Origin of the sequence: Shewanella sp. ISTPL2 (assembly GCF_013283205.1) — a bacterium.
GTDB classification, from domain to species: domain Bacteria; phylum Pseudomonadota; class Gammaproteobacteria; order Enterobacterales; family Shewanellaceae; genus Shewanella; species Shewanella oncorhynchi.
The window spans coordinates 1263406-1286680 of record NZ_JAAPAV010000001.1 but is presented as its reverse complement, the minus strand read 5'-3'; the positions used below and the strand labels follow the sequence as shown (position 1 = coordinate 1286680).

The 23275-nt window shown below is 44.5% G+C and carries 24 protein-coding genes, 1 pseudogene and 1 riboswitch; of the genes and pseudogenes, 2 read left to right on the top strand and 23 right to left on the bottom strand.

Going from position 1 to position 23275, the window contains the following annotated elements; all coding sequences use genetic code 11:
* Positions 1–199 precede the first annotated feature (199 nt).
* From HUB64_RS05810 to HUB64_RS05795, 4 genes are all read right to left on the bottom strand, one after another.
* Complete coding sequence (locus HUB64_RS05810) at positions 200–3034, bottom strand: ExeM/NucH family extracellular endonuclease (RefSeq protein ID WP_173496571.1); 2835 nt, start codon at positions 3032–3034, stop codon at positions 200–202.
* A gap of 283 nt (positions 3035–3317) precedes the next feature.
* The gene (locus HUB64_RS05805) at positions 3318–3833 is read right to left on the bottom strand and encodes a GDYXXLXY domain-containing protein (RefSeq protein WP_173496570.1); all 516 of its coding nucleotides are present in this window, start codon (positions 3831–3833) and stop codon (positions 3318–3320) included.
* Complete coding sequence (locus tag HUB64_RS05800; RefSeq protein ID WP_173496569.1) at positions 3833–4996, bottom strand: DUF4401 domain-containing protein; 1164 nt, start codon at positions 4994–4996, stop codon at positions 3833–3835. The genes HUB64_RS05805 and HUB64_RS05800 overlap by 1 nt, the downstream gene beginning before the upstream one ends.
* Positions 4983–6080 carry a DUF2157 domain-containing protein gene (locus tag HUB64_RS05795; RefSeq protein WP_173496568.1) on the bottom strand — a complete coding sequence of 366 codons (1098 nt, stop codon included), beginning with the start codon at positions 6078–6080 and terminating at the stop codon, positions 4983–4985. Before HUB64_RS05795 ends, HUB64_RS05800 begins: the two co-directional genes overlap by 14 nt.
* 137 nt (positions 6081–6217) lie before the next feature.
* On the opposite strand from HUB64_RS05795, the gene HUB64_RS05790 reads away from it, so the two are divergent.
* Positions 6218–7033, top strand: a complete 816-nt coding sequence (locus HUB64_RS05790) for an ABC transporter substrate-binding protein (RefSeq protein ID WP_173496567.1) — start codon at positions 6218–6220, stop codon at positions 7031–7033.
* A gap of 65 nt (positions 7034–7098) precedes the next feature.
* On the opposite strand, the gene HUB64_RS05785 is transcribed toward HUB64_RS05790, so the two are convergent.
* The 13 genes and pseudogenes from HUB64_RS05785 to HUB64_RS05725 all read right to left on the bottom strand — a co-directional run bounded on the left by HUB64_RS05785 (position 7099) and on the right by HUB64_RS05725 (position 17946).
* Positions 7099–7494, bottom strand: a complete 396-nt coding sequence (locus tag HUB64_RS05785; protein WP_105252761.1) for a hypothetical protein — start codon at positions 7492–7494, stop codon at positions 7099–7101.
* Between the two features lie 327 nt (positions 7495–7821).
* The gene (locus HUB64_RS05780; RefSeq protein WP_105252762.1) at positions 7822–8226 is read right to left on the bottom strand and encodes a hypothetical protein; all 405 of its coding nucleotides are present in this window, start codon (positions 8224–8226) and stop codon (positions 7822–7824) included.
* A gap of 32 nt (positions 8227–8258) precedes the next feature.
* Positions 8259–8723: an N-acetyltransferase gene (locus HUB64_RS05775; RefSeq protein ID WP_173496566.1), complete on the bottom strand. Its 465-nt coding sequence runs from the start codon at positions 8721–8723 to the stop codon at positions 8259–8261.
* A 19-nt stretch (positions 8724–8742) separates the two neighbouring features.
* Positions 8743–9348, bottom strand: a pseudogene (locus tag HUB64_RS05770) (GNAT family N-acetyltransferase).
* Between the two features lie 403 nt (positions 9349–9751).
* Positions 9752–10375, bottom strand: coding sequence for a 2OG-Fe(II) oxygenase (locus tag HUB64_RS05765; protein ID WP_173496565.1), 624 nt, complete (start codon positions 10373–10375; stop codon positions 9752–9754).
* 193 nt (positions 10376–10568) lie between these two features.
* Positions 10569–11066 carry a GNAT family N-acetyltransferase gene (locus tag HUB64_RS05760; RefSeq protein ID WP_173496564.1) on the bottom strand — a complete coding sequence of 166 codons (498 nt, stop codon included), beginning with the start codon at positions 11064–11066 and terminating at the stop codon, positions 10569–10571.
* Between the two features lie 30 nt (positions 11067–11096).
* Positions 11097–11645 carry an NAD(P)H nitroreductase gene (locus tag HUB64_RS05755; protein WP_173496563.1) on the bottom strand — a complete coding sequence of 183 codons (549 nt, stop codon included), beginning with the start codon at positions 11643–11645 and terminating at the stop codon, positions 11097–11099.
* Between the two features lie 186 nt (positions 11646–11831).
* Positions 11832–12425, bottom strand: coding sequence for a DoxX family protein (locus HUB64_RS05750; protein WP_173496562.1), 594 nt, complete (start codon positions 12423–12425; stop codon positions 11832–11834).
* Positions 12426–12506: 81 nt separating this feature from the next.
* Positions 12507–13364: a DUF6279 family lipoprotein gene (locus HUB64_RS05745; RefSeq protein WP_173496561.1), complete on the bottom strand. Its 858-nt coding sequence runs from the start codon at positions 13362–13364 to the stop codon at positions 12507–12509.
* 192 nt (positions 13365–13556) lie between these two features.
* Positions 13557–14669, bottom strand: coding sequence for a phosphotransferase (locus tag HUB64_RS05740; protein ID WP_173496560.1), 1113 nt, complete (start codon positions 14667–14669; stop codon positions 13557–13559).
* Entirely contained in the window at positions 14669–15322 is a 654-nt protein-coding gene (pnuC, locus tag HUB64_RS05735; RefSeq protein ID WP_168823956.1) for a nicotinamide riboside transporter PnuC, read from the bottom strand. The genes HUB64_RS05740 and pnuC overlap by 1 nt, the downstream gene beginning before the upstream one ends.
* 46 nt (positions 15323–15368) lie before the next feature.
* Positions 15369–15629: a hypothetical protein gene (locus HUB64_RS05730; protein WP_028760297.1), complete on the bottom strand. Its 261-nt coding sequence runs from the start codon at positions 15627–15629 to the stop codon at positions 15369–15371.
* Between the two features lie 97 nt (positions 15630–15726).
* Positions 15727–17946, bottom strand: coding sequence for a TonB-dependent receptor (locus HUB64_RS05725; protein WP_173496559.1), 2220 nt, complete (start codon positions 17944–17946; stop codon positions 15727–15729).
* A 54-nt stretch (positions 17947–18000) separates the two neighbouring features.
* Positions 18001–18139, bottom strand: a riboswitch (TPP riboswitch).
* A 197-nt stretch (positions 18140–18336) separates the two neighbouring features.
* Here HUB64_RS05725 and HUB64_RS05720 point away from each other — a divergent pair.
* Positions 18337–19017: a Crp/Fnr family transcriptional regulator gene (locus HUB64_RS05720; RefSeq protein WP_173496558.1), complete on the top strand. Its 681-nt coding sequence runs from the start codon at positions 18337–18339 to the stop codon at positions 19015–19017.
* A 67-nt stretch (positions 19018–19084) separates the two neighbouring features.
* On the opposite strand, the gene tsgA is transcribed toward HUB64_RS05720, so the two are convergent.
* From tsgA to hinT, 6 genes are all read right to left on the bottom strand, one after another.
* Positions 19085–20260 (bottom strand): MFS transporter TsgA, encoded by a 1176-nt coding sequence (tsgA, locus tag HUB64_RS05715; RefSeq protein ID WP_173496557.1) that lies wholly within the window; start codon positions 20258–20260, stop codon positions 19085–19087.
* A gap of 50 nt (positions 20261–20310) precedes the next feature.
* Entirely contained in the window at positions 20311–21015 is a 705-nt protein-coding gene (gene deoD / locus HUB64_RS05710) for a purine-nucleoside phosphorylase (protein ID WP_012196924.1), read from the bottom strand.
* 300 nt (positions 21016–21315) lie between these two features.
* Positions 21316–21711 (bottom strand): YcfL family protein, encoded by a 396-nt coding sequence (locus HUB64_RS05705; protein ID WP_173496556.1) that lies wholly within the window; start codon positions 21709–21711, stop codon positions 21316–21318.
* A gap of 169 nt (positions 21712–21880) precedes the next feature.
* Positions 21881–22378, bottom strand: coding sequence for a PaaI family thioesterase (locus HUB64_RS05700; RefSeq protein ID WP_168823948.1), 498 nt, complete (start codon positions 22376–22378; stop codon positions 21881–21883).
* Positions 22365–22892 carry a PaaI family thioesterase gene (locus HUB64_RS05695; RefSeq protein ID WP_028760303.1) on the bottom strand — a complete coding sequence of 176 codons (528 nt, stop codon included), beginning with the start codon at positions 22890–22892 and terminating at the stop codon, positions 22365–22367. The genes HUB64_RS05700 and HUB64_RS05695 overlap by 14 nt, the downstream gene beginning before the upstream one ends.
* Positions 22889–23245 (bottom strand): purine nucleoside phosphoramidase, encoded by a 357-nt coding sequence (gene hinT, locus HUB64_RS05690; RefSeq protein ID WP_113938752.1) that lies wholly within the window; start codon positions 23243–23245, stop codon positions 22889–22891. Before hinT ends, HUB64_RS05695 begins: the two co-directional genes overlap by 4 nt.
* Positions 23246–23275: the final 30 nt, after the last annotated feature.

The following is a 23275-nucleotide window of genomic DNA, read 5'->3' as shown; positions in this document are numbered from 1 at the left end:
TAACCTTCTAAAACAGGGATATTTTATTAGAGCCCTCAGGGAGGCTTCTTGTTAAATAAAGAGGTGATGAGTCACTGGGGAAACAATGAAAATTGATGCGTCACAACTGACAACAACTTTATTTTGCTTTTGGGCAAAAAGAAAAGCCCGCGGCTGCGGGCTTGGCGTCACTTAAAAATTAACGGAATAATAGATGGGCTTAACGATACGTCAGCGTCGTGGTATCCGTTAACTTGTCGTTATCTTTAACGGTCAGTTCAACAGTGTGTTGTCCACGACGGGCAAGGCGGAGTACCACTTGACCGTTAGCGCGGGTGCCATTGTCGAACGTCCATTTATGTTGCTTGATTACGCCATCGGTATCATAGCTAGTCGAGATAAACATATCGACGAACAATAAATTGATACGTTGAATTTGCGCAACGGGTGGTTGTTTCACCTCTCCAACAACCACAGACACCGTTTGCGACGTGCTATGGGTTAGGCCGTCGTTATCCGTCACTGTTAGCGTGACAAGATACTCACCGCTTTGGCTGTAACTGTGAGTCACTACCTCACCCACTGCCACTGTGTTATCACCAAAGCGCCACTCGGCAGACACGATTTGTCCGTCGCTGTCGGTTGAAGTGGATGTCAGTTGCACCGCAGTGCCATTCACCACTTGAGTGAAACTGGCCACTGGCGCGACTTTTTCCGCGTCGAGCAAGAGTGAAATCACCACAGGATCGTGATCCGATGAGCGATACGCATCAGTAGCGAATAAGTCTTGGATTTGAGCAGGCGTCTTAAACTCTTCGTTATAATCTAATACGCGCGGTTCGTCGGTATTGATATGCCACTCAGTTACATCCACCACTTTATCTAATAAGGCAGCATTCGCTAAAGCATGATCCAACTGACCCGATTCTGCCGAGAATACATAGGAATAAGGGTTCGGCTTTTCAAGTTTGGCAAACAGCTCACTAAAGCCCGCGTTACCTAACGCCGTTAATGGATCTTCCTTCGCGTAGGCGTTCAAATCACCAATCAACAATACGCCTTGATCTGGATATTGCTCGCTGATCCATTGACCGGCAGCCGTCGCCGCACGGGTACGAGTGATATTACAGTTGCCTTGACCATCATTGAGATCAGGATCGCCCGCACATTCACTGCCCTTAGATTTAAGGTGATTAACTGCAACCACCACGCCTTCTTCACTGCCGTTCACGCTAAAGGCTTGGGTCAGCATTGGACGGTTTTTGCTATCGTCAAACAAAGGCTTTTGGTCATCATCCAATGGCGAATTTGCACTGGATAGAATGCGTGCAGTGCCCTGCGGCGTGACTTTATCGCTACGATAAATCAAGCCAACTGTGATGGCATCGGTGCCAATCGCATTCATGCCTGTTGGCGCGATATAAGCGTAACGCGCTTCACCCACAGCAGCATTCAAACCTGCGACTAAATCAGCAATGGCCGAATTAGCGCCAAAGCCATCGTTCTCGATTTCCATCAAACCAAATACGTCGGCACTAATGCCCACCATGGCGCTGACAATCTTCGCCTTTTGACGCTCAAATTCGCTTAACGTATTGGCACCACGAGCAGTTGGGAATCCTGCACCTTGGCCATCACCATTGAAGTAGTTAAGTACGTTAAAGCTAGCGACTTTTAGATTACCGCCCTCAACCAATGTGGGTACGATTGGGCGTGGGTTTTCCGCCACAAAGTTCACCGTTTCGATTGGCATAATGCGATACAAATTAAAGCCATAGTGCATTACACCCGTAAGCGATGTGGCTTTATCGCCTACACGCACTGTGTTTGATGCGCTCAGACCTGGTGCGGGGAATTGCACAGGATCAGGATTCTGCGCCGTTAAACCATCATCCAATAAAATACTGTCACGTTGGTTAGCCGCACTCACTGCCAGCGCATCCGCGCCCGGTGCAGCCACTTGCGTACCGATAAAGTGGCGCTGACTACCTAATGAAATCTCGCCATAACGGCCTAGATTGTAGACTTCATTCACCACTAAATCTTGGCTAAAACGAACACGCATGCCCTCAAAGGGCTCAAAATCATCACTGCTGTTAACAGGTAAGGTCACTAGCGCGGCCGTCGGTAACGTTTGTCCTGTGGCACACAACTTGTGATCAGATAAAGTCGTTAGTTCAGTTAAGCCTTGATATTCAGTGACTTTGGCTTTTAAACGAATACGATCGCCTGCCACATAAGCTGTGGGTGCAGTGCCGGTATACACAAACACACCTTCCGAGGTTTGGGGATCGCTATCGGCTTCGTTATCGGCCATTTGTACAAAAATGCCCTTAAGACCTGCTTCTTGATTACTGACGACAACCGCCTCAACCACTAAAGTTTGACCATTGAGAGGGCTAGCAGCGCCCGCGCCTTGAAGCGCATGAATTGCTGTGGCTTCTTCGCCGCACACTAAAGAGCTTGGTGGAGGGTCGACGGGATCGGTTGGCGTACCCGCACTGAACTTACCAAGATCAGAAACATCGTCCTTAGCAAAACCTAGCCAAGTGCTAAAGCTTACTGCATCAGTACTGATAGGATCGGCAATCAGCAGATCAGGATTACGGCGCAGGGTATTATCTTGAGTGGAGAGATCACCACTGCCCCACTCGGCACCGGGATCAACACCGACTTGGCCTAAACTATCAATGACTTGATTTTGATAGGTCAGTTCAATCGCATCGTCGCCGTTAAAGAAGCTGGCGGTACTTTGTTGATTGGTAACCGCAAGAATATCGGCAGAAGAGTCATTATCGGCAACCACATAAGTCGCCCCCGCCGCTAATGAGCCAGTGAGCGCAATGGTCGTGCCGACGTTTGTGCTGCCATTAAAATAGAAGCGCAATTGGTATTGGCTTAAATCAATAGCGCCCGCGGTTGGGTTATACAGTTCGATAGCTTTATTATTGCTGCTGCCTTCGACATATTCAGAAATGATCAAATTATCCGCGCCATGGGCAAGCCCACAAACGCTGCTGATGGCTAACGCCAGCACAGTTTTAGTGTTAAACATTGAGACCCCTAAATGTATTGTTTTAATATTTGGTATTTAATTGATGCGCTTAGATGCTTCAAGGTGATGTCACCTCGAAGACTGACAATACTATAGGCGGTCAAGGTTACAAATTGGTTGCATCAAAGTTGCAACTTAAGGTGGATGTTATTCGTGCGATTTAGCGATCAGAACTAGGAAGAAAGCAGTACGGGAGATGCTGGCCGCACTACACAGTGCGGCCAGAGATAAATCGAGGTTAATCAAGTAAGCAGAACCAATGGATGACAATCCTGACACAGGGTTATAAGGGCTGAAGCTTTTCATCGAGTAAACTGACGAGCAGTAACTCACCTTGTAAATTCACTCTAAACTCACCGTATTTTGCTGCACTAAAATGATCGGCTTGTCCTTCTTCAAAGAAAAAGCTGTTCGATGCGAGCTTAATTTGATTACCACGGACACGAAACTGCACTCGTAGTTGATCTTTACCGAGTGCTTGGTCGGTATAAAAGTCCACAAAACGCGCCACTTTTTGCCCATCAACAGCCAGTAATAACTGCCCCTGCATTTGTTGCGGCGCTAAGGCGCTACGCACATCGCGCGCAATGGCATATTCAAGCGCCATGTAATCACCCTGCATTAATGAGCGCGGATCGACCGGTGCTAATGCAAAACGCACCACTTGGCCGTGATTAAGCAGTTGTTCGAATTTGAAAATGCGCCAATTCACGCCAGCGAGAATCGCAACAGTCGTGAACAGTACTATGCCCAGCGCCCATTTATGTGGGGCCGACAGTTTTCCCTTCACATTGCCCATCACATAGTCTCCTTGGCATTTTCATTGGCAGGAAATAACCGCCACATCACTAACCTTGCCACCAACAGCAAGGCGCCTAAGCCCATCAAATAACCAGATTTAAGTAACAGAGTCGTCTCTAGGGAATAATAATACCCGCTGACAAATAACAGCGCCGACACCATTCCCATACCTTTCAACCAAGACTCGTTGCAATAATGACCAAGCAAGATCAATAGAATAGCCGTTGATAAACCCTGCATAGGTAAGGATAAACCGCTAACGATGACTAAACCGATAACACACCCCAGCGCCGCTGGTGAGCTTAGTGATTGCTGGCGCTCGCGCAAGATTGTCACCAATAAAAATCCGCAAATAGCGAAAATAATCAACAGATGAGTCAGTGTCAGCCACAGGCTTTGCTGCCAAGGGCTAAATAAGGCTTCAAAAATACTGTCCATACTAAAAGCGTGCATCAACTGCAACGAAAGCAACGCGAGTGCGAAACCATAGATGAGCATCCGAGCCCTGCGATAATGACGCCCGAACTGATTGATATTTAATAACACTAGACTAATGACTACGGCAAAAAGGCTCGGGCTAAAATTGAGCAGTTCAAATTTTGCCATCAGGCCAATCACGCACCAACTTAAGCAAAAAGCGAATACAAACTGGGCTAGCCCGTGGGCAATCAAGCCCCACAGTAACAATGTAATACCCACCATACAGAGATACCATGTGAGGCTAAAATCATTGTTAATTAAATCAAATAATCCCCATGCCACACTGATCAAACCACTCAAACAGGCGGCAAAAGCAAATTGTTCAATAAAAATCTGTTGCCGCGGTAAAAAATACAGCCCAACCCCCAAGGCTAAATAGGTTAAGCCGATAAATAAAATGACATCTTCTTCAACATGCTCAAAAATGGCACCAAACACTGCCATCATGAAGCTCAATAAAAACAACGCCGCTATCCAAGCAGCAAACGCCTGCATAGTGGCAATATACCAAGGGATATCATGGTCTTCTGGCATTTGAGCTGCACTAACATTGCCTTCGGCATACAAAGCTTGCCAGTGTTTGATTAGACTTAATTCACTCGAAGCGTCGATTGACGTAACACTATCAGTGCAGGGTCGAGTGATCATTTCGCTATCCTGTAAACCATTATTGTTGCTCATGAACATCTCCCACGCCCACGCTCCCTTGGGTGGCGATTCCTACAAACTGAGGTTTAAGTTTCCGGCTTAGCTCCCTCAACCAAATACTCAAACCTGTGCTTGCCAAAATGATATAAAGCCCAATAAACAAAAATCCACCTATGGGGTCATTATCCTCAAACATCAGCTTTATCAGTAACGCGGCGCCTACGGCAATCAGGCTAAAACCGCCCAAGGCCAAGGGATATATGCGTGGTAATCTATAACGAAAAATAACGAATCCGAATATCAGATGGGCAAAATAACCACAGAAGATCCCAGTGCTGAAGCTATCACTTTCAAGGAAATCGTCGAAAATAAGCCAAGTGATTAACCAAGTAAAACAGCCCATAGCAAACAATGAACAGGCATATTCAAGGATTGGCGCATGCCAGCGCCCCGCGACTTTGTGGTCTAAAAGTACAAAAGCATAATAGATAACTAAATTCAAACAGATAAAGATCAGCAATTGTCCTTGAGCGCCCCAAAATAATCCCCAGAAATGGGAAAAGGAATCCAGAAATATCCCTATGCTGAGGTTTAGCAGTCCCACCAGCAACAGCCACAAACCATCAAATCCCGCCACCCAAGCAAAGGGTAAGATAACGAATGCCCATAGCGCGAATAACTGCCAAGGATCGGCGCCCGTTTGATAGGTTTGCCCAACTAACGCCAATAAGCCACCAACTAACACACTTGCGGCCAGTAGCACGCCATTGGTGGTCGTCGCACCAAAAGTGCAGTCTTTACGATAAGAACTAACAGGGGAATAAATGTTGGCACGATAATAGAGCCAAGCAAATGCGGTGATAGCGAGTATTATCGCCACTTCAATCAGTCCAAATTTGGCAAATCGCCCCAAAGATTGCCAATTATAAGCAAAGAAAAAAATCACCCCACATGCAAAACTTAACGCACCGAACCAGAATAATAAATGAGTGATTAAGCGACGCCAACTAGACCCATCCGGCAAGACTGTCACCTGTCGATAAAGCTTATTCGCCTGCTCTTGCGTGATATGTCCCTGTTCAACCCAACCACACACTTGAGATTTTATCTTGCTCAATGTGAAATCTCCCTCATCCTGTTTGCGCTAGCTTACTATGACAGATTTAAAATTCGCACTTTATCGACAGCATTGAACAAATTAAATTGTGTATACTTGTAAAAAATCATTCATGCTAAAAATAACAAGGGGTGACTATGATATTGAGCCAGTTGTGTCGTCTACTCTTTTGTTTAGCCTTAAGCATTAGCGCATTTATCACGGCTATCGCCCAAGATAAAGTTCAGTCGCCAGCGATTCCCAAGTCAATTCCGACAATTCATGTCGGTGGTTATCAATTTGCTCCCTATGTCCATCAACAACAAGACGGCCGTTACACAGGTCTCACACTCGATATCATTAATGCATTAAATCAAGTACAACAAGAAGTGGTCTTTAAATTTGCCGTCACCAGTATTGAGCACAGATATAAAGCCTATTCCTTAGGTCGCTTCGACATGATGCTCTTTGAGAATCCCGCTTGGGGATGGCAAAAAATAGCGACTCAGTTTATTCCGCTACATATGATAGATGGTGAAGTCTTTATTGCACTTAAAACTAAAGCTCATAACCAAAGCTATTTCAAAAACTTAACCAACAAGTCAATTGCGTTTATCAAAGGATATCACTACCAGTTTGCCCACTTTGAAACCGATGCGAACACGCTGGCAAAACAATTTCGCCCCTTGTTCGTCAGTCACAATAACGCCTCTATCGAAAGTATTCTGCGTGAACGCGCCGACATAGCACCCGTGACTAACTCTTACCTACAGTATTATTTAAAGGTTCATCCAGAAGAGAGAAAATTACTTTTAATATCAGATGAATGGGATCAAAAATACGCTAATGGCATTTTACTCAACCCCAGTTCACAGCTCGATAGCAAAAGGCTCTCACACTGGATTGAACTGCTCATCAATAATGGTAAGCTCGCTGAACTCGCCGCCCAATACGGTATTCAATTAACCCCATAATTCGCTGTTTGTTTTTCAAACTCTTACGCTTCAATCGCGATGATTTACAAACTATCATGAGCAATTTACGCGGCAGACAAGAGTGGCCCTAGCATAGCCAAAATACCAATGAGCAAGAAAATCAGCGCTTGCACTATGATCATCTGGCCACTATTTGGTGGACTCAGAGTGGCAATATAAAACTGCCAAATCGCAAAGATCCCGTAGTTCATCCCGAGGAATAACAACAGGCTAAAGGCATACATCCCAGGGATCACCTTAAGTGCACAGGCTAAAAGTGCAGCCGTTGAAACCACAAAAAATACCGATTGGCAGTGAAATAAGCACAGTAGCATTTGCTTGCTTTGCTGTGACACATTCGCCTTCAAGAGCGGCGCCAATAAAACCCGCTTACCATAGATTAAATGGTAGCCACAGACTCCAGCACTCAAAACAGTCGCTGCCATTATTGTTAATACCATAGTGCTCCTATTTAGTACTCATATTTGATTATCTTTGAATATCGTAAACTGAACTAAGAATTTAAAACTGAGGAAAATTTAAACCCAAGGCTTAAATACTTGACCATGTAACTAAGACCCTAAAAACTGCGGTTGAGTTTCAGCCGAGCGAAAATAAGCAACTTGGTTCTCAGCCCCTAAACCAAACGGGGCTAAAATCTATGGGGAAACCGACTCAATATGAATGACCCATCAGCTCCTTAGTGATTGAACTTTAACGCAAAAAAGGAGCCATCAGGCTCCTTCTCTTCACAATCCGTAAACGATTACCCTGACTAAAACCTACGATTACATAGTTGCCATAGTCCAATAATTTAAACGCTTTTGTGGATCGGCTAACAGGTTTTTACATTCTTCTTTATATTTACCCATTAACGCACCTAAGTTGCTTGACCCACCTAAGCTTTCGATTTGACGGGCTTTAGCATCGGCAACCGCTTGAGTGACCTCTGCTTCAGAGCTGTATTTCTTAGCTAAATTCTCAGACTCAATTTTAGAACTTTTTAAACGCTCACCCACGGCCTGCATTTGCGGTGCATTCATCGCGCCAATGGCTTCTGAGCTAATTTGATAGTAAGCGGCACATTCAATGGCTTCTTTACTAAACGCTTTTTCTGCTTCATCAGCCCAAACTGCAGTACTGGCACTTAAGACTAAACCACCTAATACTAACGTTTTTACCTGAGTTAACATGTTACTTTTCCTTTTAATCGCCATAAATAAACCTACTCAAGCCCTCGGTGGAGCTCAAGTTCGTAGATATAAAAATCTTGGTTACGCACAAACCCTAAACCTTCATACAAGCCCTGCGCGCGCTGGTTTTTTTGCTGTGTTTCTAACATCAAATAACTCATATTATGCGCTTTGGCATAACTGGCGGCCTGTAGCACTAACGCCCGCCCAATACCGACACATCGGGCATGTTGAGTCACATACACATCATTGAGGATCAACATAGGGGCCAAGCGTAACGATGAAAAACTGGGATACATTTGAATAAAACCTAATCCAAGCCCTTGATTATCTTTGGCTATAAATATCACCGATGAGCCATCTGACACTCTTGAATGAATAAACTGCTCCGCAGCCGCGAGATCATCCCTACGCCCATAAAACTGTCGGTACTCATTGAATAACACTGCAACCTCATGGACATGAGTCACATCTACTCGAGTTATAATGCTTGCCATGGGCCTTTCCTATTTATCATTAGAGTGTTGGCGGTCGTTGTCGCAATCGAAATTGCAGACTGTTTTTCACCGTTGGCCACTCGGTATCAATAATGGAATACACCACGGTATCGCGGATAGTGCCGTCCTTAAGAATCTTATGATTTCGCAATACACCATCTTGCTTAGCGCCCAGTCTTGCAATAGCTTGTCTCGAAGCTTGGTTATGCCAATGAGTACGAAACTCAACGGCAATGGTGTCTAAGGTTTCAAAAGCAAAGGTCAATAACAGCAGTTTAGCTTCAGTATTAATCCCAGTGCGCTGGGCACGTTTAGCATACTAAGTGTATCCAATCTCAAGACGGCGATTATCAGACTCCCAGTTGCAAATTCGCGTGCATCCGACGATTTCCCCTGACACTCTATCCCGCACCGCAAAGGGAAAACTCAGGCCCCGCGCTTTTTCTTCGAGTGCTTTAGCCACATAGAGCTTCATCTCAGTTGGCTCAGGGACACTGGTAAACCATAAACGCCAAAGTTGACCATCTGTGACGGCGAGACTCAATGCCGCCACATGGGACAAAGATAAGGGCTCAAGTACAATATGCTCACCACTTAAACAACCTAAGTTATCTTCACAGCCCACAGTATCGCCTCCGTTAGATGATAGAAAAGTGTGTTGTAGCGCACGTTTTTATCTAGCCTAACATTAAACGAGAATAAAAAAACACCCTATTTTCAGCATGATTGGACAAATTCATTCCATTTTCGGCGGCTTAGATTACCTAAAGCTTAAGAGTGTAAAAAAAATTGAAAAAATGAGTAGAAGGTAGTTAAAACAGGTTGGAATAAATACTGCTGCGGAAGAACACGCCGTGATGGCCAATCAATATCCGAGAAATAGCCAATGACATTGCGCAGTCGCGATAAGTGATTGGTGATTGGTGATTGGTGATGACTATGACCAAAAGCGACAATCGAGAGCAAAAACACCTAAACCTGTGGGCAGTATTTAGGCGTTTGTTATCAGGTGAAGTTAAAAGCTAAAGTTAAAAGCCATGAACACTGTTACTGACCCTAAACCAGCCCGCAATGCTATTGCGCTGTGCCAAGGTTTTGGTCACTTCATGGGGAAAACGCTCACTGAGGAAAATCACAAAATGGCCCATTTTAGGCGCGATGCGCTCAATCTCAATATCGGCTTCATCATAGATAATCAACTCTCCACAATCTGCCGCTTTCCAATCAGGATTTAAGAAAAACACTGTGGTTAAAATACGATTTTGGCTGCCCTTAAGTGCATCAACATGTTTTTTATAAAAGGCCCCAGGCTGATATACCGCATAGTGGCTTTCATAATCGAATAAGCCCATAAACAAGCGACGATTCAAGCCATTTTTGAGTTGTGTCATCAACTCAAGATACTGGGCATCGGGCTCATTTTGCTCTTCTAGCCACTGTATTCTGTCACGACGAATGTCTGGATTTAAGTGCTGTTCAGAACCTCGACCAATAGAGGCAGCTTTTAATTCATATATTTCAGTTGATTGAATTTTTTCCAATAGTACTTGGCTAATACAGAGAGGAACTAAGTCAGATAAAAAGATATAGCCTTTGTCTACCAAGGCATCAGCGATCACGTCCAGCATTGCTTCACTTAATTGCGAAACCATTATGCTACATCCAAAAAAGGGCTACGCTTTTGCTGTACTCAAGGGCTCAAGGAGGGATTAAGTGAGCCTGATTTTCGAGGGGCGTCGATAAGAGATATGATTGCCATATCTCAACGATAAATTTTGCGAAATTCTAGAATAAAGAAGACGGAATTACAATAAAATAAAAACCTATATAAACAACACGTTAACGTTAACCAAACAGTTCAACAGGCGCATCATCTGGGCTGAGCTGCAAACAACGCTCAAAGTGTAATCCAAGTTTGTTCAGCAAAGCTTTTGAAGCACTATTATGGCTGCTAACAATCGCGACAATACGCTCAATACCTAAACTTTTACCTAAGTCAAAAGCGGCTTTAGCCGCTTCGAATGCATAGCCCTTGCCCCAATATTGCGGCAAAAAAGCATAGCCTATATCGACATTGTCCAGTGTCGGCCGTTTGATTAAACCGCAGATGCCAATAGTGAATCCATTCTCGGCGAGCACTACAGCATAAAAACCAAAACCGCACTCGGCATAACTTTTCATCGGTCCATTGACGATATAATCCTTAGCCTGCACAAGTGTGCGTACTCCTCTATCCCCGATATTCTCTATAAAACCTTGGCTATTGAGCAAGACTAACATAAAAGAAGCGTCGGCTGGGGTTAACTGCCGCAGGATGAGTCTAGGAGTTCGCGCAACTTGCATAGAATTTCTCCACTAAAAAAAGAGGCGGATTTATAAATAACGGACGTACTGACTGCCGTCCTTTTGCGGTTTCTTGGGAGCGGTAACGGCTGGCGTCCCCACATACAAAAAGCCGACAATTTGATCGTGTGGCTCAAGACCTAAAGCAATATTCACATTCGCATCAAAGGCAAAATCCCCTGTACGCCACACTGCACCTAAACCTAAGGCAAAGGCAGCCTGCTGCATCGCCATGGTCGCACAACCCGCTGCAATGAGCTGTTCAAGTACGGGGACCTTAGAATGTTGCTGCGTTTTCGCCACGACAGTAATCACCATAGGCGCGCGCATTGGCATGCCCTTAGCTTTATTGACAAAATCCTCATCGGCGCCGCTCGCTTTCGCTGCCTCAACAAAGATATCTGCCAAGGTATCTAACCCTTTTCCTACGGCAATAATAAATTCCCATGGCGCTAAAGCGCCATGATCTGGCACACGAATGGCAGCATCTAAGATGATTTTTAATTGACTCGCATCTGGAGCAGGAGCAGTTAATCGTGGGGTTGATTGGCGAGTGAGTAAAAGTTCAATAGCGTCCAAGTTCTTATCCTAGTTCGATATAAATTGCGCTCAAGCATAGCAAATTGCTGACAAAGAGGCATAAAAAAATCCCACCGCTTGAGTGGGATTTAACTTGTTGAGTGCACTTAACAATTGAGTGGACTTAAAAATTAAATGCGCTTGAAAATCCGATGCAGTTAACAATTGGGCCCGCTTGAGAAAGACTTACTTAATCCCACAGCGCTTAGCGATGAAATAATCTAGGCTAGTGTAACGACCACCACCTAAGGTAAAAAGCGCCAACAACATAATAAAATAGGTGATCGCAAACTCAATACCATTATTAAGCACAGCAAAATTACCTGAACTAGTCAGCCAGTCATAGTTACCGTGCTCCTGCAATAACTCTTTGGCTTTTATCAGTTTATCCCCTGCCTCAATCACTCTGTCATTGGCAAGCCAAGAACTACCATCGGCAATCGCTAACCAACCATTTGGCCAATGCACAGTCAATGCGGCGACCAACATAGTGACCATTAAAGGGATTGAAATCAGTCGCGTCGCGAGCCCAAGCAGTAACAAGATAGCGCCAAAGAACTCAGTTCCCGCCGCCAGTCCTGCCATTAACGCCGGCATTGGCAGACCTAAGCCCCAATCGGGATTGGCAAACCAAGCAACCGTATCTTCAAAGTGAGCGAGCTTGTTATAGCCTGCTTGCATTAACACAGGTGCAAGGTAAATCCTAAGGGCTAATGGTGCTAAGCCTTCGAAATAGCGGCTCATATTGAGCAGTTTCTGGTAAAGGGATACGAGTGGCATAAGGTCTCTATTTAGTAGTTAGTAGGCTGATTTATTGGCTTGCAGGAATAGACCCTAGTAAGGCAATAAATCTTTCATGGCCTAGGCTTCTTTTTCAATCGCTTCCTGATTCAGTTCCTTGAGATCTTGAATGAGCCCACCTAACTTTTTATAAAAATGCTTAGACTGCTGCTCCGATAAGCTCGCATTCAGCGCCAACAACAAAGTCCCAAATGCCTCAGTATTTTTACGTAAAAACACTTTATGTTGCTCTGACTTAAGCTCATCGGGCTGCGTCATCAGCAAGGTCAAACGCTCGGTTAATAATGCTTTATCGGCGCGCTGACCCAGTGCAACCTCAAACTGGCGTAACCATTCGTGTCTGTACTCAAGCCACATATCTAAGGTAGATAAACGCTGTTGATTATATTGGTGAATAAGCACTTTTTGCTCCGCAGTTACACTTCCAAGCCAATCATCAAATTGGGTTTGAAGGTTTTCATCGGCATCTTTTTGTAACTGTTCAGGGGTTTTACCCGCAAATTCTTTAACGAGCTCCTGCTCTTCCTCCCGTAATTTTGTGAGGATCTGCTTCACCTGTTCATCGGACAAAGACATTATGATAGGTAGAAGCTCGGGCAAGGCGAACTCAAACAATCGAAACCAATGCCGCTTAGCAATATTCACATGATCTGCCCATAGCACTGGCGTTAACGTATTGGTTTTTATAAGGCCTTCGACTTCGGTCAATTGCACCACATAATGAGCTAACTCTTTGGATTGATGCCAAATGACAAATTTTTCAATGAGGGAATCGAATGCCTTTTGCTGAGATTTATCTAAGGTAACATAATCCTCTTGCTCCCAGCCGATGGCCCAGTCGAGGAAATGGTAACTGAATTTAGTGGAGCAGGCGCTTAAGCCTAAGAGACACACAAGTAGCATCACGCCTTTTTTCATACTGAATAATCCATCCTAGAATTGTTGCTAATAAGACGCTTGAGACTATATAAAGTTGCTTTTTATATCAAACAAGTTTGTCTAATAAAGGTTTTCAGTATGTTCTACCCGCATGTCCCACCATAGCGCGGTCAATGCCATAAGGGAATGAGCCATTATCATCAGATGGAAACTAAGCACACGCAATAATGGCTATTTGGGGGTGATCAGCGGCCAGAAGCAATCAAACCAAGCAAGGTAGTCGGCGCTACGACTGGGTTCTGTTTGCGCTGCCATCAATAATGCCCAGTAGCAAGCAAATACCCAATACATGTCAATAGCGGCAGGTACTGCCGTTACGGCTTGTGCAGTAACATAAGGATGTCCACTCAGATACTGTTTCACCAACAGACTTTGCTGATAGGCCGTTAACCCATGGGTCGCTAACACTACAGCTAACTCACACAGTGGATGCGACGCCGTCGCATACTCAAAATCGATACAACACAAGCGGTTATTTTTGAGTAACAAATTATGGGGATTAAGATCACGATGGCAAAACTGCGGCTTGATTATGCAAGCTGCTAACTCATCACACCAATGTTTGATTTCAATTTGAATTGCAAGCAGCTTAGCCACCCGCTCATTCCAATCACGAGTATTGCTATCACCAATATCACTACCCTGCTTCAATGGCACAGCACGCCTTAATACTGGCTCACTAAATGTTGCAGAAGCCTGATAGGCAAGCATTTGCTGGTGATATTCCTGCCACTGCTCAGTGATACTAATAGCATAAGGCCCTGTAGGCAGATCGCGTAATTGCAGCAATAACGCCAATAGCAAACAATGGGCTTGGTTAGGATGCGTTTCTTGTTCTGCTGCCGGAAACTGTGAATAGTTAAACGTCGATTGCCCCAGCACAAAATCAGCAGCACTCGTTTGGCGCTCTAACGCTGGCCAGTGGATTAAGACCTCGTTTTCAATATCGTCACTTTCAATATAATCACTTTCAATAAAATCACTGAGGTAATAACGCTCATCTTCACTCACCCACAACAGTTCAGGAGCAAGTTTAGCTTGAGCCAATTGCTGCCAGTAAAAACGCTCCTGCTGGCGGTTGCAAAAACTGTCCGCCGCATCCGCATTCACCCGCAGCACATAACTGCCTGTGGGCGTAGTGATTTTATAGTTGTGATTACTTAAGCCGCCCGCAAGCTCATGAATACTTAACACGTTAACTAGCCCTGCACTTTTGAGTATGGGGTAAAGTGCTTTGAATGGCTCGCCTGCTGAGCGTTCCATCGAGGCGTTTATATCGAGCATTAACTGAGTAACTTCAAGGTATTAGCTTCACGGGCGTCGGCTAACGCGGTTCGCCACAGGAAATACCCCACGACCGCCAGACCCACATAAAGCACGAATAACAAGGATGTCAGCATCAAGCCTTTGCTGAGATAAAGGTAAATCGACACTATGTCGATAACCACCCAATAAAGCCAATTCTCAAGTACCTTTTTTGCCACTAAATAAGTCGTCATCACGGCGAAACAGGTTGTCGCCGCATCAAGATACGGGAATGCGGCTTGGGTATACGTCGCCATACCGTGACCAACCAAAAGCGAAATCACACCCGTCGCTGCGATCAACTTTAAATGGGTTTTCAATGGCCAAGTGGTCACTTTTACTCCTTGATGCTTATCACCACCTTGGGTCCAGAGCCAATATCCATAGAGCGCCATCGCCATGTAATAGACGTTAAGCACAGACTCCATCAGTAGCGACACCTTCCAAAACAACACAGTGTAAATGGCGGTACTGGCAAAGGCCGCCGCCCAGCACCACACACTGGCCTTCATCGCCAGCAGTAAATATGCCATCGCCAACAATACCGCGAGGACTTCCCATACGGTCATCACATGGACTTCACCAAAGGCCGTATTAACGCTCTCGACCAAGGTTAACCATAAATCTGTCATAGTGTTGTTCTCATTGCCTATTTGTCGCTTACATGGCGGTCAATCATTATTCGCTGTGAGCTAAATTCAGCTCACCACCGATAAACTTACACACAAATACCGCCTTGCCCCACTTCTCATGGGCCGCTTGCATCTCGGTCGCCAGCATAGTCATCACATCTAAATAATCGCCGCACACTTGAGTTGCCATCGCATTAGTCACGCGCTCGATATTGGGATAGCTATCCACGCGGCCAATAAACCACTTGATAGGATCGAGGTAATTTTCATTAAAGGGATACATGCTAATTTCTGCGGTCAGTTTCATTTTAATTCCTTGATATTCTGAAGTAAGGCTGTAGCCCAAATACTGGGCTACAGTTCAGTTAACACTTAAATGATTATGCTCACTTTAAAATGAGCTATTACATAAACTTAACGTTAAAGGTTACGCCAATCTGACGCGGATCGCCGTAACGAATATATTGCTTTTCCGCCCAACCGTTATCTGGCTCATTGCCAAAATAGAAGCCACGCACACCGTATTCTTCATTAAACAGATTGCGTCCCCATAAATATGCCGACCAGGCGCTCGCCTCATAACCTATACGGGCATTGACGATAGTGTAGGGTTCAGAGCGGGATTCATTGCTGTCTGAATAATAGAATTCACTCTTACCGCTAAGATTCAGGTTAGCAAACCAACCCGAATTGGCACGATAAGTCCCACCAAGGCTGTAGGTAAGATGTGGAGAATGGGCTAGATCGCGGCCAGTTAAATCCACCTCAGTGCCATATTTGTCCTGATACTGGTAGTCACCGTAGGCCGTTTCTAACCAACCTAAGCTTGAGTAAACTTGCAGATTATCCGTGGCATACCAGGTTGCATCTAACTCAGCGCCATAGTTATTCGAACTGCCTGCATTTTCAGTGAACAAGATAAAACGCTGTGGTTTATCGGGATCTTGCTGTGATGCAGCCACCTGTTGATCTTGTCTGTCCATATAGAACAGCGCCAAATTAGTATCGATAAGTCCAGCTAACCAATGGGATTTAAGGCCGATTTCATAGTTATAGAGCGTCTCAGTACTAAACTCTTTTTTATCGTTCAATTCGACGGGCAAAGTCATGTTGAAACCGCCCGCCTTGTAACCGCGTGCGACTCGGATATAAGCATTGTGTGAGTCGTTCAGCACTTTACTCACAGCAATATGACCGCCCCACATGGTTTCGCTCGGGTCGAAATTATCGTTATTCGTATCAGAGTAATGGCTGTTGCGGCGCTCTAAACGTAGCCCCACAGATAAAGCATAATTTGAGCCCAAATCCGTATCAAGCTGGCCAAACAGTGCATAGTTTGTCGCTTCATACTCTGAGTCTAAGACTTCATCCGGCGAAGCATTGTATTCAGAATACAATTGGTTATCTTCTTTCAGATTCATGGCATACACACCAAGCAACCAATCAGTACTCTCTGCAAAAATACGGCCCTGCTCGGTAGAACTTAGGCGAAACTCTTGCGACACGGTTTTACGCTGACCCGTTTTATCCCAAAAATAATCGTATTGACACGGCGCCAGATTGCCATTGTCATCATTGCATTGCTTAGAGGCCCAATATTCTGAGTTAGCCCAATCGCCATCGTAACTGTAATGGTGATCGGTATTCGCAAAAGAGGTTAACGAAGTTAATTCGAAGTTTTCTGCGCCGGAATAGGTCGCTTTAAAACCCGCACCTGTGGTGCGTTGGCTATCGACACCCGGTTGATCCGATGTTGTCTGGGTTGGTGAATTGGTTAAACTCCACACATCATAGCCATTATCAAAATCGGCATGCAGCACAGTTAAATCAAACTGCAAATCATCTGTCGCATACCAGCGCAGCTTAGCACGGCCGCTGAATTCATCGCGACCATTGGTATCATCACGGCCTAAATACAGGTTATCGTGGTAACCATTTTGCTGATGTTGCTGCATTGACACACGATAAAGCAGCTTGCCAGAATCCGTTAATGGGCCAGAACTGAAACCACTAAAAGTGCGCAAATCATCCTCGCCTAACGACACTTCGCCGCCATGCTCAAACATATCAGTTGGATCGTTACTCTTCAGATAAATTAATCCCGCTAAGGCATTCGCGCCGTAACGCGTCCCCTGCGGTCCACGAAGCACTTCGACCTGCTGTAAATCGTACATGCTCGACACCATACCAATACCGGATAAATCGATATCATCTATGATGTAACCCACGGAAGAATTAGGTGCGCCTTGGTATTGTTCCTGCTCCCCTACACCGCGAATTTGAAAATATTTCGGCCGCGAGCTTCCACCTGACCAGTTAAAATTGGCGATAGAATTAAGCAGATCTTCAAAGTGTTGCGCACTTTCATCTTGAATTTTTTGACTGTCGATAACGGTAATGCTGGAGGGCATTTTTTCTAAGCTTGAACTGCGAAAATCCGCCGTCACCACCATGACTTCCATCTCAGTGCTGGGATCGGGTTTATCGATAGCGTCGGTTTGTGCAAAAACAGGGGTGCTCAGCGCTGCGGCGATGGCTAATGCCAGCGGCGCTCGGGCTAAAAATAAGCTTGGCGATACGGTTGAAAATGGAGATTGATGGTTTGACGTTTTACGGTTTGACATAGGACCTCAAATATAATGTTTGAGATCCGGCAACGAATAAGCGATTCAGAAGTGTGCTGTTGATTGGCCCATTCCTACGCCGGTATTAGCCGGATCAGGTTCTAAGGGTTCGTCAGATGACATCTCAGTTTGCAGCCGTTAACGTTAAAATCAGAGTAACATTAATGCACAACAAACACCCCTTGGCGACGCCTAGTATACATGACGGAAATAAAAAGTGGGCACTCTTATCTCTGCGATTCAATTAAATGTCGCGAAAACCACTGCCCTTCAGTTCGTATGATGAAAATATCTTTAGTAGCAGCCTAAATCCTTTCGTCCATTTGACCACCTATCATGATAATGCTATAGAAGGTCGCAATTTCGAACACTGTAAGAGGACGATAGTCGATGCAGCTAAAACCTTTATCGAAAGGACGTTATAGCCAGCGATGGGAGCAAGACTATCCACTTATTGAAGCGGTTGTACTTAGCTGTATCAGCGAAATAAAAATGCTCAAAAAAGGCGCTCACCTCATGACGCAGGGGGAAACGATGGCATCACTTGTATTGGTGAAGCAAGGCCGAGTATCGCTCGGCCATACCGCGAGAAATGGTCGGTGTTTTCAATTAGGTACTATTGATTGTGATTCACAACTGTTTGGCGAAATGGAGTTCTTCACCCAGTACCACTGTCAACTAGACATTATTGCCAGTGAACCCTTAGAAATCATGTTGATTAGTGCTGAAAAACTGCAACATTGCCTCGGTCAACATCCTCAACTCGCGCTATTTTTCGCTAGTGCAATTGCGATTGACTACCAAGACACAGTGGATATTTTTACTCGGCGACTGCTCTATCCCATCAGTTATAACGTGGCATTTGATATTTACCATGAATACTTAAATGACTTGCCCGTAGATGGCTTTAGTAAACGCTATTTAGAGGCTGAACGATTTGGCACTACCGACCGAGTCTACCGTCGGGCGCTACAAAATCTTGAGGAACGAGGCTTAATTGAGCGGAAAAAAGATGGCATTCGGATTTGTGATCTCAACGCACTCAAGAAATTTGTTGAAGCAGGCATATAACCGCTTTCAACATAACCCACACTCGACTTAATTTAACAACCGAGTGTGGGATGGATGCACAGGTAAATTAACTTACCGATGGCGAGTGTTGTTCCATAGCCGATTTCATCCGACTTGAAACGATCAGTAGCATAAATATCGCTGCGTAAAGCAAAGGAATCACATACATCACAGTTTGTAATCCGATAATACGTTCAAAGAAAGAACTGATGGCTGGGCTAAACATCGCCCCTGCACTTCCGCTAATAAGTATATATGACACATTTTTGCTGCTGGCTTTTTTTACAAAAGACACGCCATAAGCAATAAATGCATTATAAAGCGCGGCACATACAAAACCATAACCATAGGTTAAATAAGCTATCCAATTAAGATTATTGGTACTGACAATGGCAGCGGTGATCACCATAGCTAAAGCAATAATACCGACTAAGAAATGGTGAATTTTTACACGAGTCACAATCACAGTCGAAATTAACGCCCCAATTAGCGCAGCGGACCAATACTGGGTAATAATATTACCGGCATCTTCAAACGGAATATCAAATTTTTGTTTTACAAATAAAGGTGCCCAAGTTAAAAAAGTATATAAAGCCAGCATTCCTAAAAATAAACCAATACCTCCACTAATAATACCGATATTCCATTCAGACTGTTGTTTCTCTTGTGTTGTAGACGATTGCTCGCAAATAGAGAAATGAGTGAACAAGGTAATAATGACTGTACCGAACGCCACTAAACCTACGGCTAAATAGCTATAACTCCATGATAGTGAACTTGTTAATGCATAAGTCGTTATTAATGGAAAAATAACGCCTGCAATATTAAACGTCGCATCTTGCACCACTAACATTGTGCTTTGTAATTTCTCTTGCCACACAGACACCACAATCGTACCAGCAATACATAGACCGATACCGCCACAAAAACCAATTAAGGTCATTGCTACCATCACAACTTGTAGGGAACTGGTTAGATGTAAAGCCAGAGCAGAAAGAGCAACCAGACTGTAACTTATCAAGGTCATTCTTTTGATACCCATTTTTTCAATAAAGAAAAATGCTGCAATCGTTCCCGCGAGTGCACCGCCATTAAGCAATGAAAAAATTGATGCAACTTCGTTAACATTAGCGGCAAATTTCTCAGCTATGGGTTCAATCAACATCCCAAATTGGGTCGCAAAGCCCGCCATAATAAAATTGGCGAGAAAACTGATGGCTGTTAAAGTAATTTTATTATTCATTATGTCATTCCATAAGTGAAATGCTAAGGGTTCAAAGGATGGCTTTAAACCTAATTGAGGGCGGTTTCTAACGCGAGCTCGATCATATTATTAAAAGAGAGTTGGCGTTCTTCGGCCGTAGTTTCTTCACCGGTTAAACAATGATCCGATACCGTTAAAATGGCTAATGATTCGATACCTTGTTGGTGTGACAATCCATAAAGCCCCGCCACTTCCATATCAATACCTAATACCCCAAAACGTTCAAGAGCGGGGATCATATCTTCATCGGGATCGTAATAAAGATCACCACTAAAGATATTGCCAACTTTTACACTAATGCCTTTCTCATTCGCTGTTGTATAGGCTTTATGCAATAAAGAAAAGGTCGCAGAAGTTGCCATTTGGTAGCCACTACTACGCTTAGCGTTAGTAGGTGAATCCGTGCCTGCGGCTTGGGCTAAAATGACATCTCGCATTTGTACATGTTTTTGTGTTGCACCTAAACTGCCAATACGAATAATGCGTTTCACGCCAAAATAATTAATCAGCTCATGGCCATAGAGCACCATAGATGAAATCCCCATACCATGACCCATAACGGAAATGCGCTGTCCTTGGTAAAAGCCCGTGTAACCAAGCATATTGCGAACATTCGTGACTTCTACGGCATCGGTGAGATAGGTTTCAGCGATATATTTAGCACGTAGTGGATCACCCGGCATAATAACAGTTTCAGCAAAATCAGTAGGTTGAGCATTAATATGAGCAGTCATCTTTCTATCCTCATGTGGTAATATGCTGATAGTAGTGCTCAATCACTGAATGTATTTAGGACTAAAGTCCGGATTTCACCTTGCCGTAAACCTTTTTGCTTAAAAATGGGTAATTTATCGCAACTTTCAATGTCAAAAAGACGAAAGCTAATAACATTTGAGTGACCTTAAGGTCATTGAAAGTTGATGTAAAACGAATAAAAAGGCTTACTCCTTAAAAGAAGTAAGCCATTTTAGAACGGGTTTAATATCAAAAAATCAATTAAACACGGAATAAACTAAACAGAAGCAAACTCAAGCTTAGTTTGAAAAGGTTTCACGCACGTATACATCAAATTTAACCACTTGGGCATTAGGTGCAACAGCGCCGACTTGCAATTGCTGTTTACCGTGTAATTTCACCGATTTCCAGCTGGTCGCTTCATCTTCGATAGTAAAGCCGCTGGCATCGTACCAAGTGAATTTATATTGCACACGCATATCGGACGAGGATTTGCTAACAATCAACGCTGAGCCCTGCACTAAATCACCGACTCGGCGTGCATCCACACTCTCTACCGCAATATCTCGGGCAAAGCTGGAATTATCGACGCGGGTTTCACCCAGTGAGCTCACTGAAATCCCTGCGGTATGTGAGGCACAAGCACCTAAGGTAAGCGCTGCGGCCAGTAATAACCCTGTATAAACTTGTTTCATATATTTCTCCTAGTCACGCCACAAAATACGCAGCTAGCGCATCATTTCCCATTAAACGACAAACTAATCGAACAGTGCTGAACTCATGCTTAATAACATAGGTTAAATAAAGCATTCTCAATCTAAAATAGTGAATCAGTCATGCTTCATCAATCTAAACTTAATCAGATTAATCAATCAAAAAATGTGCCCGTGCCGTAGCAATAAGCTGCTTACGATTGGTTTGCCAACAATCAATATTCACGTTGGCGACTCGTCGACCCTGACGGGTAATACGACACTCAGCAAAACTATCCTTGTGCAGACCTGCACGTAAATAGTCGATTGAAAAATCAACGACTTTAGGCACCTTTGCTGTTTGCATAAATACCATTAACTGCACTATCGCTGACATTTCCATAAAGCCCGCAATCACGCCGCCATGAATGGCGGGCAACACAGGATTACCGATATTGTCGTCTTTAGCGGGCAATTTAAAAATCAGTTCATCACCAAAACGCTCCACCTTCATACCAATAAATTTGGCATAGGGAACGTGCTCAAGTAAATGGCCAAAATCATTAAGTTCAGTGGCGCGTTTAACTATCCCTTGCACATCAATAGGCGCTTTAACCTGTGCGTTTTGAGTTGTACTGGCTGCATCTAGTATCGAATTATTTGCGCTCATCACTCTCTCCTATCGCAGGCACGGCTTCACCCATTAACGCTTGCCTAAAGGCATCACCGACCATTTCAGGGCTGATCCGCATAAAAGAGCCGACGGCATGGGCGATGGGATCGTCAATACTGTCTTGGTAAGCAATTGCACGGGTAAAGGCAATATTAGAAGACAACTTGTAGCATTCTGCGAAACCAAATACAGGCTTATGGGGCTGAGCGGGCTTCATGTAGTCCACCCGTAAATCGAGCGTGGGTGAGATTTCTAACAATTTGAATTTATGGAAAATTGCGCTCACGACGGCACTGCCACAGGCAGTATCCATTAAGGTAGTGATCACTCCACCATGGATAACGCCCGTATCGGGATAACCAATTAATTCAGTGCTGTAGGGCAACTCAATCAACACATGGTGCTCACTCGCCTCCAATACGGTTAAACCGAGACGGCGACACTGAGCGAGTTGATCCACAAACCGCTGCGCCATTTGGGTCAGCGGGAAAAAATCCGAATTGACCTTCATTTGCCTTGGCTCAACATGGGCCCCAGAGGCTCCCCGCCCACAAGGTGGAAATGAATATGATAGACTTCTTGTCCACCATGTTGATTGCAGTTCATGATCAGTCGGTAGCCATCTTTAGCGATACCCGCTTCCGCCGCCAATTTAGCCGCAACCGTCATCATACGGCCAAGTACCGGCTCATCAGAGGCTTTCATCTCATTAGCCGTTGGGATCAAGTGATTCGGCACAATCAAAATATGCGTTGGCGCCTTAGGGGAAATGTCTCTAAAGGCAGTCACAAGTTCATCTTGATACAGAATATCCGCGGGAATTTCGCGACGAATAATTTTGCTGAAAATCGTTTCTTCGGCCATGGGGCGTCCTCCTTGGGTTAGTTGGCATAG

What these genes read in the sequence shown, in the direction of transcription:
- HUB64_RS05810 (WP_173496571.1), bottom strand. Translation starts at nt 3,034, where the DNA reads ATGTTTAACACTAAAACTGTGCTGGCGTTAGCCATCAGCAGCGTTTGT.
- HUB64_RS05805 (WP_173496570.1), bottom strand. Translation starts at nt 3,833, where the DNA reads ATGGGCAATGTGAAGGGAAAACTGTCGGCCCCACATAAATGGGCGCTG.
- HUB64_RS05800 (WP_173496569.1), bottom strand. Translation starts at nt 4,996, where the DNA reads ATGAGCAACAATAATGGTTTACAGGATAGCGAAATGATCACTCGACCC.
- HUB64_RS05790 (WP_173496567.1), top strand. Translation starts at nt 6,218, where the DNA reads ATGATATTGAGCCAGTTGTGTCGTCTACTCTTTTGTTTAGCCTTAAGC.
- HUB64_RS05785 (WP_105252761.1), bottom strand. Translation starts at nt 7,494, where the DNA reads ATGGTATTAACAATAATGGCAGCGACTGTTTTGAGTGCTGGAGTCTGT.
- HUB64_RS05780 (WP_105252762.1), bottom strand. Translation starts at nt 8,226, where the DNA reads ATGTTAACTCAGGTAAAAACGTTAGTATTAGGTGGTTTAGTCTTAAGT.
- HUB64_RS05775 (WP_173496566.1), bottom strand. Translation starts at nt 8,723, where the DNA reads ATGGCAAGCATTATAACTCGAGTAGATGTGACTCATGTCCATGAGGTT.
- HUB64_RS05765 (WP_173496565.1), bottom strand. Translation starts at nt 10,375, where the DNA reads ATGGTTTCGCAATTAAGTGAAGCAATGCTGGACGTGATCGCTGATGCC.
- HUB64_RS05760 (WP_173496564.1), bottom strand. Translation starts at nt 11,066, where the DNA reads ATGCAAGTTGCGCGAACTCCTAGACTCATCCTGCGGCAGTTAACCCCA.
- HUB64_RS05750 (WP_173496562.1), bottom strand. Translation starts at nt 12,425, where the DNA reads ATGCCACTCGTATCCCTTTACCAGAAACTGCTCAATATGAGCCGCTAT.
- HUB64_RS05745 (WP_173496561.1), bottom strand. Translation starts at nt 13,364, where the DNA reads ATGAAAAAAGGCGTGATGCTACTTGTGTGTCTCTTAGGCTTAAGCGCC.
- HUB64_RS05740 (WP_173496560.1), bottom strand. Translation starts at nt 14,669, where the DNA reads ATGCTCGATATAAACGCCTCGATGGAACGCTCAGCAGGCGAGCCATTC.
- pnuC (WP_168823956.1), bottom strand. Translation starts at nt 15,322, where the DNA reads ATGACAGATTTATGGTTAACCTTGGTCGAGAGCGTTAATACGGCCTTT.
- HUB64_RS05730 (WP_028760297.1), bottom strand. Translation starts at nt 15,629, where the DNA reads ATGAAACTGACCGCAGAAATTAGCATGTATCCCTTTAATGAAAATTAC.
- HUB64_RS05725 (WP_173496559.1), bottom strand. Translation starts at nt 17,946, where the DNA reads ATGTCAAACCGTAAAACGTCAAACCATCAATCTCCATTTTCAACCGTA.
- HUB64_RS05720 (WP_173496558.1), top strand. Translation starts at nt 18,337, where the DNA reads ATGCAGCTAAAACCTTTATCGAAAGGACGTTATAGCCAGCGATGGGAG.
- tsgA (WP_173496557.1), bottom strand. Translation starts at nt 20,260, where the DNA reads ATGAATAATAAAATTACTTTAACAGCCATCAGTTTTCTCGCCAATTTT.
- deoD (WP_012196924.1), bottom strand. Translation starts at nt 21,015, where the DNA reads ATGACTGCTCATATTAATGCTCAACCTACTGATTTTGCTGAAACTGTT.
- HUB64_RS05705 (WP_173496556.1), bottom strand. Translation starts at nt 21,711, where the DNA reads ATGAAACAAGTTTATACAGGGTTATTACTGGCCGCAGCGCTTACCTTA.
- HUB64_RS05700 (WP_168823948.1), bottom strand. Translation starts at nt 22,378, where the DNA reads ATGAGCGCAAATAATTCGATACTAGATGCAGCCAGTACAACTCAAAAC.
- HUB64_RS05695 (WP_028760303.1), bottom strand. Translation starts at nt 22,892, where the DNA reads ATGAAGGTCAATTCGGATTTTTTCCCGCTGACCCAAATGGCGCAGCGG.
- hinT (WP_113938752.1), bottom strand. Translation starts at nt 23,245, where the DNA reads ATGGCCGAAGAAACGATTTTCAGCAAAATTATTCGTCGCGAAATTCCC.